General features: G+C 43.4%; 6 protein-coding genes and 1 pseudogene. All 7 read left to right on the plus strand.

The features are described from left to right. The first annotated feature begins 2 nt into the window (after positions 1-2). Positions 3-7,150 (plus strand): annotated as a pseudogene (locus tag AC0VYC_RS18990) (amino acid adenylation domain-containing protein). A 20-nt stretch (positions 7,151-7,170) separates the two neighbouring features. Next, positions 7,171-7,398: an MbtH family protein gene (locus AC0VYC_RS18995; protein WP_024718451.1), complete on the plus strand. Its 228-nt coding sequence runs from the start codon at positions 7,171-7,173 to the stop codon at positions 7,396-7,398. Positions 7,399-7,521: 123 nt separating this feature from the next. Continuing rightward, on the plus strand, positions 7,522-9,147 hold the full coding sequence (locus AC0VYC_RS19000) for an ABC transporter substrate-binding protein (protein WP_475389093.1): 1,626 nt from the start codon (positions 7,522-7,524) through the stop codon (positions 9,145-9,147). 98 nt (positions 9,148-9,245) lie between these two features. Next, positions 9,246-10,211: an iron-hydroxamate ABC transporter substrate-binding protein gene (locus AC0VYC_RS19005; protein ID WP_035704087.1), complete on the plus strand. Its 966-nt coding sequence runs from the start codon at positions 9,246-9,248 to the stop codon at positions 10,209-10,211. Between the two features lie 89 nt (positions 10,212-10,300). Beyond that, complete coding sequence (locus AC0VYC_RS19010; protein ID WP_272511318.1) at positions 10,301-11,035, plus strand: alpha/beta hydrolase; 735 nt, start codon at positions 10,301-10,303, stop codon at positions 11,033-11,035. 72 nt (positions 11,036-11,107) lie between these two features. Then, positions 11,108-11,251: a YycC family protein gene (locus AC0VYC_RS19015; protein ID WP_327861876.1), complete on the plus strand. Its 144-nt coding sequence runs from the start codon at positions 11,108-11,110 to the stop codon at positions 11,249-11,251. Positions 11,252-11,273: 22 nt separating this feature from the next. Further along, positions 11,274-12,488: a CynX/NimT family MFS transporter gene (locus tag AC0VYC_RS19020; RefSeq protein WP_475389096.1), complete on the plus strand. Its 1,215-nt coding sequence runs from the start codon at positions 11,274-11,276 to the stop codon at positions 12,486-12,488. Positions 12,489-12,502: the final 14 nt, after the last annotated feature.

The following is a 12,502-nucleotide window of genomic DNA, read 5'->3' on the forward strand; positions in this document are numbered from 1 at the left end:
CCTTGTCGATCCAGTCCGTCGATTCATTCCCACTAACCGGTGCCCAATCAGGCATTTGGTATGCGCAGCAGCTTGATCCATCTAACCCTATTTTCAATACAGCTGAGTATATAGAGATTAAAGGTCCTATTGATCCCATACACTTTGAAGCAGCCATTCGAAAGACTGTCTTAGAAGCAGATTCCTTGTATATGCAATTCGTTGAGGATACTGACGGTCCAAAGCAATGGATGACATCTAAGAAAGAAATCCCATTTCAATATGTCAATTTACAAAATGAAAAACAGCCGTTTGATGCGGCTAAAGCATGGATGAAAGCCGATCTTTCCACACCAGTCTCTTTAGAGAAAGATGTATTATTCCGTGAAGTGCTTTTTCAACTTGCTGACGATCGATTCATTTGGTATCAGCGCATTCATCATATTGCTATTGATGGATTCGCCTTTTCGCTCATTGCACGTCGTGTTGCTGAGGTCTATTCAGCCCTATCGCAAGGGACACCTGTGCCTCCTCAAACATTTGGAGCTTTACATGATGTAGTCCAAGAAGAGGTCACTTATCAACAGTCCAATCGATTTGAAGATGATCGAGCATTTTGGAAAAATCGTTTTGCTGATCAACCGGAAATTGTCAGCCTTGCTGAGCTTGCCCCAAGAACGTCGGATCATTTTATCCGGAAAACGGCTAGATACGATGCCGAAAAGGTAAGCAAAATGAAAAAAAACGCCCAAGCCTTCGGTAGTACGTGGCATGAAATGATTCTTGCCGCATCCGCACTCTATATGCATCGTATGACGGGTGCACATGATATTGTTTTAGGATTACCTGTGATGATGCGCCTTGGATCGTGCGCCTTGCAAACACCTGGAATGGTCATGAACCTGGTACCGCTTCGTTTAACATGCAAACCAGAAATGACGCTCTCAGCACTTGTTCGTCAAGTATCTGATGAACTGAAAGCCATTCGTCCTCATCAACGATATCGTCATGAAGACATGAGGAGAGACTTTAAGCTCATCGGAAGAAATCAACGATTATTCGGTCCACAGATCAATATCATGCCATTTGATTATGATCTCAAGTTCGATCAGAGCATTGGTCGAGCACACAATCTCTCAGCAGGACCGGTAGATGATTTATCGATCAACATATACGACCGTGCGGATGGAAACGGATTTCAAATCGACTTTGATGCAAACCCTGCTGTTTACAAAGAGACAGCCGTTGACGCTCATCAACATCGTTTTCTTCAATTGCTGGAGGAAATAACCGGACTAGAGCAAGATCAGACAATCAGTCAATTCAACCTTCTTTTGTCTGAAGAAAAAGAGAACATTCTCAAGCACTGGAATGATACAAAACGAGAATTACCAAAAGAATCATTACGGGAACTATTTGAAAAACAAGTGAGCAAAACGCCGCAAGCAAAAGCATTACAGTTTGAAGGAATCATTTTGACCTATGAAGAGTTGAATCAGCGGGCAAATCAATTAGCTCATTATTTGAAAAATCGTGGCATTGGACCAGAACAATTCGTCGCAATCGCTCTGCCTCGATCCATCGATATGGTCGTAAGTCTATTAGCCGTCGTCAAAACGGGAGCCGCATATCTGCCACTAGACCCTGATTATCCTAACGATCGTGTCGTCTATATGCTAGAGGATGCCAAACCGGCGTGCTTGCTCACAATCAATGAGACAGCAGGTGGTTTGGACTATCCGCACATCGTTCAACTGGATGATGCAACTGTTCATCAGGAGATAGCAGGCAGTCCGCATCTCAATCCTACCTGGAGCGAGGGCTCTCCACATCACCCCGCCTATATCCTCTACACGTCAGGATCGACAGGCAAACCAAAGGGTGTTGTTGTAACAAAGCGAAATGTAGTCAACTTTATATTGTCCATGCAAGATGCATTTTTATTAGATCAAGGAGACCAGCTTTTAGCGGTAACGACCATAGCCTTTGATATTTCCGGGCTAGAAATGTTCCTCCCACTTTTACATGGGGCTGCTATTTTATTGGCAAAAAAAGAAACGATACAAGAACCAGCAAAGCTTTCAAACATGATTCGTTCTCATCATGTCACAATCATGCAGGCAACACCAACGTTGTGGCATGCATTGGCAGATGAATACCCTGACGTGATCACAGGTATGCGTGTTCTTGTTGGAGGAGAAGCACTTCCTGCCTCCCTTTTGCACACACTGCAATCTCTTCAATGCGACATTACCAATTTGTACGGACCTACAGAAACGACGATCTGGTCTACGATGGAAAATGTCACAGCACATCAAGAGAATAGCGGGCCGGCAATTGGTAAACCCATTTGGAATACGAGCATTTACATTTTAGATGAAGGACTAAACCCAGTCCCAGCAGGATCAATCGGTGAACTTTATATTGCAGGTGAAGGAGTATCAAGAGGATATCTTGGACGATACGACTTAACGGCAGAACGATTTGTCGCTGATCCGTTCGGCACAAAAGGCACGAGAATGTATCGTACTGGAGATTTAGCCAGATGGCGTGAAGATGGTTCGATTGATTATATAAGCCGTGCCGATCATCAAATTAAAATCCGCGGCTTCCGTATTGAATTGGGTGAAATTGAAACCGTGATTATGCAGCATCAAGCTATAAAGCATACATCTGTGATCGTTCGTGAAGATCAACCTGGACAACAGTTGCTTTGTGCGTATGTTGTGCTGACAGACGACTCAGCTCTTCACCCTTCAGAGCTCAGGCAATTTGTGGCTGCATTACTTCCAGACTACATGGTGCCTTCTGCTGTTGTCTTTTTGCCGGAACTGCCACTTACACCAAACGGCAAAATCGATCGCAAAGCATTGCCGGTGCCAAATATGTCTTTAGTTAGTTCTGAGCGTACACCTAGAACACCCCAAGAAGACATGTTATGCAGTTTATTTGCAGAAACACTTGGCCTATCTCAAATTGGCATAGATGATAGTTTCTTTGATTTAGGCGGACATTCTTTACTTGCCGCTCGTCTGCTTCGACGTATACGCGATACATTCGGTGCAGACCTAAGCATGAGCACCATTTTTGAATCACCCCGAGTCGCTGAGCTTGCACAGCACTTAGATAAAGCAAAGGACATTCGGCCGCCGCTTCAGGTAGAAAACAAGCCAGATGAGATTCCGTTATCCTTTGCTCAGAAACGGCTCTGGTTCCTTCATTGCCTTGAAGGGCCAAGTCCAACTTACAATATTCCACTTGTCATTCAGCTGACAGGTACACTAGATCAACAAGCTCTAACTGGTGCTTTGGCAGATATCACTGAAAAACATGAAACCCTTAGAACCATTTTTCCAAATAAGAATGGCATGCCCAGACAGGTTATTTTACACCCAAAAAGTGTTCAGCCTGAGCTCCATGTCACAGCTTCAAGTGATCAACAAATTGAGAATCAATTAAATGAATCCATTCGCTATAGCTTTCAGATTGAAGAAGAACCTGCACTGCGAGCAGAATTATTCACGCTTGATGGCAATCGATATGTGCTGCTTCTGTTGCTGCATCACATCGCTGGTGACGGCTGGTCACTTGCACCGTTGACACGAGACTTAGCTGCTGCTTATGAAGCTCGTATTCAAGGGAAATCCACCTCATTGCCAGCGGAACCTGTTCAATATGCTGACTATGCTATTTGGCAGCAGAAACTGTTGGGCAGTGAAAAAGAGACGGATAGTCTATTTGCCAAGCAGCTCAGCTATTGGAAAGGTGCCTTACATAACCTGCCAGAAGAACTTGAGCTTCCCTATGACTTCCCACGTCCACAGGAAGGAAGCTTCAACGGTGCGACAATAGACTTTACGATCGAACCGGCTTTACATCAAAACCTTCTTGAGCTTGCGAAACAGCATCAAGTGAGTTTGTTCATGGTGCTTCAAGCATCACTTGCAGCATTACTGACACGCCTTGGGGCGGGGACAGATATCCCAATCGGCAGTCCAATTGCTGGACGGAATGACGATGCACTTGACGATATTGTCGGATTGTTTGTGAACACACTAGTATTACGTACAAATACAGCTGGTAATCCAACCTTCAGTGAGCTATTGAAGCGAGTGCGAAACGTTGACTTAGCAGCCTATGAGCATCAGGATCTGCCATTTGAACGGCTAGTGGAAATCCTAAATCCAACCCGCTCCAGATCACGGAATCCATTGTTCCAAGTCATGCTTGCCTTCCAAAATACACCAAAGGCAGAAATGAAGCTGACACAACTTGATTCGGATCTCTACGTAAAACCAGTGGGATCAGCTAAATTTGATCTGACCATCGAATTGACAGAACAAAGAACTGAAACTGGATCAGCAGCAGGATTAACAGGATTGTTTGAATTCAGCACAGATGTATTTAAACAAAGTACCGTTCGAGCAATCGCTGACAGAATGAAGCGCTTTTTAACAGAGATAGTTGAGCGCCCACATCTGCCGATTGGTCAAATGAACATTTTATCAGATCAAGAACGACAAACATTTCTCCCTGACAAACAGACATTCGCTCAGTCAGACCAAGCACCTAATCTCCCAGCCTTATTTGAAAAAACGGTGCAACAATTCCCTGATCGAGTGGCTGTAACGGATGGCAAGAGGCAGCTGACCTATGGTGAGTTAAACAACAAAGCCAATCGTCTTGCTCATTTATTAATACAAAGAGGCGTTGGACCAGAACAGTTTGTTGCACTTGCCCTGCCTAGATCAATTGATATGCTCGTCAGTTTATTAGCTGTTCATAAAGCAGGCGCAGCCTATGTTCCTCTTGATCCTGACTATCCAGCAGACAGGCTGGCATACATGATACAAGATGCCAAACCAGTTTGCAGCATCACAACAAAAGCAGCTGCATTGCATCTCCCTGCTGACTGCGATTTGATTTTGTTAGACGAAAAAGAAACAATTGATCAATTGCTGACTACGCCAAATCACAATCCGGCTGATATAGACAGAATTGAGCCGCTATCTTCTCTGCATCCGGCCTATATTATTTATACGTCCGGCTCTACAGGGAAACCAAAAGGAGTGGTCATTCCACACCAAAATGTCATCCGTCTTCTGACATCTACTGAACATTGGTTCCATTTCGATGAAGAGGATGTTTGGACAATGTTCCATTCATATGCCTTTGACTTTTCAGTTTGGGAAATATGGGGACCCCTTTTATATGGCGGGCGACTTGTCATTGTTCCTCATACCATCTCTCGTTCTCCAGAAGAGATGATGCAGCTTCTAGTCGATGAAGGTGTGACTGTACTTAATCAAACACCTTCCGCCTTCTATCAGCTCATGCAGATAGACAAGGAACACAAACACTTGGTCAAGCATTATCACTCCGCTATGTCATCTTTGGCGGTGAAGCATTAGAACTTAGCAGATTAGAAGATTGGTACAGCCGTCACTCAGACTGCAAGCCAAAATTAATTAACATGTATGGCATTACAGAAACCACCGTTCACGTTACGTACAATGTACTCAATCGAGACATGATCGCAAAGAAATCCAGCAGTTTAATAGGCGAACCAATTCCTGATTTACACGTGTACGTACTAGATGGATACCTACAACCTGTTCCACCTGGGACAACAGGTGAAATGTATGTAGCTGGAGCTGGTTTGGCAAGAGGTTATCTAGGCAGGCCTGACCTGACCTCAGATCGATTCCCTGCCGATCCTTATGGAGCGCCTGGCACAAGGATGTATCGTACAGGCGACCTCGCTCGCTGGACAGAAGAAGGGGCACTTGATTACATTGGTAGAGCTGATCATCAAATTAAAATACGCGGGTTTAGGATTGAACTTGGAGAAATCGAAGCCGTTCTATCACGCCACGACGCAGTTGCACAAGTTGCCGTCATTTTGCGAGAGGATCAGCCTGGCGACAAACGCTTAGTTGCATACATCGTCACAACTGAAGAAGACCATTTCGATACAGAGACTCTTCGCCATTTTGCGGCAGCCAGTCTTCCTGATTACATGGTGCCTGCGGCTTATGTACAGATTGATACGATGCCACTTACAGCAAACGGGAAGCTTGATCAAAAATCACTTCCGGCTCCTCAATTGCATATACAGCAGACGGATGGCCGCGGCCCAAGAAACCCGAAAGAGGAAGTCCTGTGTCATCTTTTTGAAGAGGTGCTTGATTTGCCAAAAATCAGCATTGACGATCGCTTTTTTGACATTGGCGGGCATTCCTTACTTGCGGTTCGTTTAATTAGCCGCATTCGTGATGCACTTGGTGTGAAACTGAGCATCGGAACGTTGTTTGAAGCACCGAACGTTGCCAGCTTGGCAGAGAAACTAGAAACAGGAAGCGATGAAAACGCACTAGAAATCTTACTGCCGCTACGAACAAATGGAGAAAGACATCCTCTCTTCTGTGTTCACCCAGCAGGTGGTCTTAGCTGGTGCTATGCAGGTCTCTTGAATACATTAGAGAAAGACATCCCTATTTATGGATTACAGGCACGAGGAATCGCAAGAAAAGATGACTATCCGCATACACTCGATGATATGGCTGCCGATTATATTAAGCACATCCAAACGATTCAGCCAAAAGGCCCTTATCATCTACTTGGCTGGTCACTTGGCGGAAACGTTGTACAAGCAATGGCTACTCAACTCCAGCAGCAAGGTGAAGAAATCGCTCTCGTTGCGATGCTGGATGCCTATCCGAACCATTTCTTACCGATTAAAGAAGCACCTGATGAAGAAGAAGCACTAATCGCTCTTCTTGCACTCGGCGGTTATGATCCAGATACCTTAACAGGTGAACCGCTCACGATGAAGAGTGCTGTCGACATCTTGAAGAAAGACGGCAGTGCACTAGCAAGCTTAAGTGAGGATGCCATTAGAAATCTAAAAGAAACCTATGTCAACTCAGTGCGATTGCTCGGGGAATATCAGCCAAAAACTTATCAAGGGGACATATTATTCTTTAGATCTACCATTATCCCAGACTGGTTTACACCGATTGATCCCGAAGCATGGGCACCTTATATCAACGGAACCATTGAACAGCACGACATTCATTGCCGGCACAAAGACATGTGCCAGCCTAAACCCCTAGCAGAAATTGGTGTCATCTTAGACAACGCTCTGCACCGGGTCAAACAAAAGCACTAAGAATAAAGGAGAGATGACAAATGACAAATCCCTTTGATCGTGAAGACGGTGTATTTCTTGTGCTTGTCAATGAACAAGGACAACATTCACTTTGGCCATCATTTGCACCAATACCAGATGGATGGGAAAAGGTCTTTGGTGAAGACACTAGAAATGCCTGCATTGATTATATCCAGACACACTGGCAGGACTTACGGCCATTAAGCTTAACAAAAGAACCTGCGTTAGCACATGGAAAAACGGAATAAATCATCGCACCCTGATCTCCATCAGGGTGCTTTTTTTAACAGAATAAACACACCATTTTCCAGCTCTTTCTGATACAATTCAATTGAGAATGTTTATCAATTAATAAGAGATCAGGTGGTTTTATGGGAAACAATCATCAATTATGTACAAAGGTAAATGCTGAACAATGCATTTATCGATTAACATATACTGAAAAAATAAATAATGCAGATCTTCCACATACGGAGCAGCAGTTGTCAGATACTTTCTGCCTCCTCTTTAGCATAAGCGGCAGCGGTTTACTTAAATTGAATGATCAAAGATGGCGATTGAAAAATCTGACACTCTATACGATGATGCCTGGGGAAACATTTATGTTGAAAACAGAGCCTTATCAAAAACACGAGCTCTATCTGTTTCGCTTTCAGATGTACACGCTACAAGGTCAAAACATAGAAGAAGTATCAACTGAACATGCCCGATCTTTACTGAATGTATGGCAATTTATCGATATTAGCTCGATTGAACAAATTCATTCTTTACTGTCCGACATGACAACAGAATGGCAAAAACCTGAATCCATTAGCTTTTTTAGAAGCCAAACCCTTTTTCAACAGCTCATCCTGCAGCTTTTCACACTGCATAAAGAAGACATTTGTGACACAACACACGCCCTTTTCAAAACAAAACAATATATCGATCAACATTCCGAAGAACCTCTCAGCCTTACAAGTCTATCTCATATGGCTGGTATCAGCGCCAATCATTACAGTGAGCTATTTAAAAAGCATTTTGATGTGAGTGTCACTGATTATATCACCAAGAAAAGACTGGCTAGAGCCAAACAGTTAATGGCGAAAGGTCATGCAAAGCTCAAAGACATTGCACAGGACATCGGCTATCAAGACCCCTATTACTTTAGCCGCATCTTTAAGAAAAAAACGGGTATCACTCCTTCTGCTTATATGAAAAGCCGTCAACGGAAAATGGCTGCCTATGGCCATTCCATACTCGGGCAGCTCACACCTATTCATATCATCCCATATGCTGCCCCTCTTCACCCTAAATGGACAGCACATGATTTTGAGCATTATGCAGAAGAAATTCCGATCCATCTGAGTGCACATCGTATCAACGAGCACGCTGAAGCCAATTTACAGCAATTGAAGGAAGCACAACCTGAGCTGATCATTGCCAATGATCATGTGACAGAGGCAGAAAAACAAGCGTTGAAAACCATCTGTCCTGTGCACTTTGTTCCATTCACACAATTGGATTGGCGCACTCAATTCAGACAAACAGCTCTGTTCTTAAACGAAACGAGGGAAGCAGAAGAATGGCTGCTTCATTACGAAGAACTCGTTAATCAAGCGAAAAAGGAATGCGTTATTGATCATCCACCAAGAACCGTCCTGCCTCTTCGTATCTTTCAAGATCAGCTCTACTTATCTGTCAATCGCACCTTGTCAGAAGTAATTTTTCATGACATTGGCCTTCTGCCGGCTTTTCAGAATGATGGCCAGCTCATCGAAAAAAAAATCAGCATTCACTCTATACAGCAGTTAGACCCAGATGCAATCTTCCTCTTGTTGCATAAAGAACCAAAAACCCTTGCTTTTTATCAAAAATTAAAGCAACAGGAGGCTTGGCAAAATCTCAAGGCTGTGACGCAACAAGCCGTCTATCCACTCGCTTCTGACCCTTGGCGTGAATACACAGCAGCCAGTCATCAACGAGTCATTCAGGACCTTTTATCTTTTTTTCCGTAAAAAGTCCATCACTAGACAGATCATTGTCTATGGATAAAAGGACGAATGACTACTACAATCTTTAATTGAGAACAATTATCACTTAAAGGAGAAAACAAATGAAAAAATGGTTCGCATTGCTTATCCTTTGTATCATGACGATCATCGCAGCAGCCTGTGGTGCTGCAGAAAATAAACCGGCTTCAAACACAACCAAAAGCAAGTCAGCTGAAGCAGCAGAAACAAATATCAAATACTTAGATCAAACGTACAAACTGAAAACACCAGTGAAACGAATCGTCATTGCTGGAAGCCTAGAATCGATGGAAGATGCAAAACTACTTGGTATCGACCCTATTGGGGCTTCTACTGTAGGCGGCACTTTCCCTGAATTATTTAAAGACATTACAGCAAAAACAGAAGGCATTGGGGAAAAAACAGAACCGAACCTAGAAAAAATCTTAAAACTAAAACCAGACGTGATACTCGGATCAACCAAGTTCCCGCCTGCAACAATTAAAAAACTAGATAAAGTCCAAACGACGATCCCAGTATCACATGTCTCTTCCGACTGGGAAAGTAACCTTTTATTACTCGGTGAACTGACTGGAAAAAGTGAAGAAGCGAAAAGCATCATTTCTGATTATCAGAAAGATCTCAAACAAGCGAAAGAAACCCTGAAAGACAAAAGCAACAACAAAACAGCTGTCATTTTACGCATTAGACAGGGCGACCTGTACGTGTACCCTGAAGACGTATACTTCAACTCTACTTTATATGGGGACTTAGGGTTTACAGCACCAAGTGATATCAAAAAAGCCAAAGCACAAGCAATGATTTCATTGGAACGCCTAGGCGAACTCAATCCTGATTATATCTTTGTTCAGTTCTCCCAAGAGGAAAACTCATCGAATCCAAATGCATTGAAGGACTTAGAGGGAAATAAAATTTGGAACAGCCTAAAAGCTGTGAAAAATGGACACATCAATGAAAATGTCGTTGATCCTATGCTTCAGGGAGGAACAGCACTAAGCAAAACAACCTTCCTTGATCAGGCTGTCAAATGGCTAGATCAAACCAACTAAAAAGATGCGCATCTTGACAAAGGGCTAAACATTTTAGCCCTTTGTTCTTCTTTTCAGCAGAGCTTGAAAACTTGAAGGAGAGAATACACATGAACGGAACGTTTCTATATGACGAATTGAACGGGCGGCAGCTTGATATTTACCTTCCACCGGACACCTCTATTGATGTTCCAGCTGTCTTTGTACAAGATGGCTCTTCTTTGTTTAGAACCCACCTGCTAGAGATCGAAAGCATGATTGAAGCCAAAACCATCTCGCCAATCATCATCGTCGGTATACACCCATTCAATCGACTTGACGAATATACACCATGGAAAGCATCATCACTGCGTTCTGGATTCCCTGACTTTAAAGGTGAGGCACAGACATATGTGTCATTTTTAACAAATGGCTTGCTTCCATATATCAAAAGAGAATACCCAGTCAAACAGACCGGTCATGAACATAGTCACATAGGTGCTTCATTAGGTGGGCTATTTGCAATTTATACTTTATTGATGTACCCTGCTCTTTTTAAAAACATCGCATCTATCTCTGGGTCATTTTGGTATCAAGATTTTCTACCGTTTGCTAAACAACAAAGCATTCAGTCTGTGGACCACCTTGTCTATTTGTCTGTAGGCAGTGAAGAAGGGAAAGGCAAAATATCTGTCCAACAGCACATGCCTTTATTCAACAAACAACTCCATGATCTTTTATTACAGAAAGGGATGCAGGAACGAAAGCTTCACTTTCACATTGAACAAGGAGAGGGCCACCATCTGAAACAATTTCAAAAAAATTTCTTATCGGCCATCAAGTGGTTTTATAAAAGAAAACCTTAATTTTTTATCAGCAAGTCACAAAGTCGATATGGTATATTGGAACGTATAGATTGAAAGAGGAGGGATTTGCGCATGAGACCTTTACAAATCTCAGCCGATACCGCACAAAAGCTTGCTGCATCACTCAATGTACCGTTAGAACAAATTATGCATATGCCGCAGCATATCTTATTAGCTAAATTAGCGGATCTTGAACAGAAGAAAGATCGTTCTTAAAGAAATAAAGGAGTTTACATTCATGGAACAACAACTAGAAAAATCAACATTACATCCTCGCAGTACAGGACAAACCATCCTGCTAATTGCTGGGATTTTGCTCATTGCATTTAATCTGCGGCCTGCCATTACGTCCGTTGGCCCTGTGATCGACGCAATTCGTTCCGATTTACAGCTTTCAAATGGACTTGCTGGTTTCCTCACGACATTACCACTGCTCTCATTCGCATTGCTATCTCCCATTGCACCTAAAATCGGAAAACGTCTTGGGAATGAACGAACACTTTGGCTTGGGCTTGCTGTCCTGCTCTTTGGGATTGTCATTCGTTCATTTGGCAGCATCACCTTTTTAATGATGGGAACGGCGCTAGTCGGCGTCGGGATTGCGATTTGTAATGTGCTTTTACCTGGACTTGTGAAGCATAAATTCCCTGCACATGCTGGATTAATGACAAGCGTGTATACGACATCGATGTCCGTTTTTGCTGCACTTGCATCTGGTGTCAGCGTTCCGCTCAGTCATGCAATGCCTGGCGGCTGGAATACATCATTCCTTGTCTGGGCCGGACTTGCACTTCTTGCGATGATGGTGTGGGCGCCGCAGCTTCTTCATCAGAACACAGCGGCTGTCAAAAGCATTTCACTCAAAGAGCAGCCAATATGGCGTTCACGTGTCGCTTGGCAGGTGACCTTTTTTATGGGCTTGCAATCATTCCTTTTCTACAGCAGCATCGCATGGTTTCCTGATATTTTGACATCACATGGCATGAACCTAGCGACAGCGGGATGGATGCTCTCTATTATGCAGTTCACCGGTCTGCCATCCACCTTCTTAACGCCCGTTTTTGCAGAAAAATTAAAAACGCAAAGACCGCTTGTCGTCGGCCTTGTCCTTGTGTATTTACTCGGCATGATTGGTCTCCTTCTCGGAGGGTCGACGCCTATTCTTGTTATCTCTGTGCTATTAATCGGCGTCGGACAAGGGGCCAGTATCAGTCTTGCCCTCACATTTATCGGATTAAGAACAACCAATATGGAACAAGCAGCTGCTCTTTCTGGAATGGCGCAGTCACTCGGTTATTTATTAGCCGCTGTTGGTCCATTCATGATCGGTATCCTTTTTGATGTGACACATACATGGACGCCATCTATTATCATCTTTATCATCGTCCTATTTTTCATGTTTTTATCCGGTATGCGTGCTGGACGAAGCATCTATATTTCAGATCCATCATAAAAAAAGAACCCGTC

Source organism: Bacillus sp. iso_77, from assembly GCF_056173625.1.

Excerpts from the sequence above, each read along its gene's own strand:
- AC0VYC_RS19015 (WP_327861876.1), top strand. The coding sequence starts at position 11,108 with ATGAGACCTTTACAAATCTCAGCCGATACCGCACAAAAGCTTGCTGCA.
- AC0VYC_RS19010 (WP_272511318.1), top strand. The coding sequence starts at position 10,301 with ATGAACGGAACGTTTCTATATGACGAATTGAACGGGCGGCAGCTTGAT.
- AC0VYC_RS19005 (WP_035704087.1), top strand. The coding sequence starts at position 9,246 with ATGAAAAAATGGTTCGCATTGCTTATCCTTTGTATCATGACGATCATC.
- AC0VYC_RS19000 (WP_475389093.1), top strand. The coding sequence starts at position 7,522 with ATGGGAAACAATCATCAATTATGTACAAAGGTAAATGCTGAACAATGC.
- AC0VYC_RS19020 (WP_475389096.1), top strand. The coding sequence starts at position 11,274 with ATGGAACAACAACTAGAAAAATCAACATTACATCCTCGCAGTACAGGA.
- AC0VYC_RS18995 (WP_024718451.1), top strand. The coding sequence starts at position 7,171 with ATGACAAATCCCTTTGATCGTGAAGACGGTGTATTTCTTGTGCTTGTC.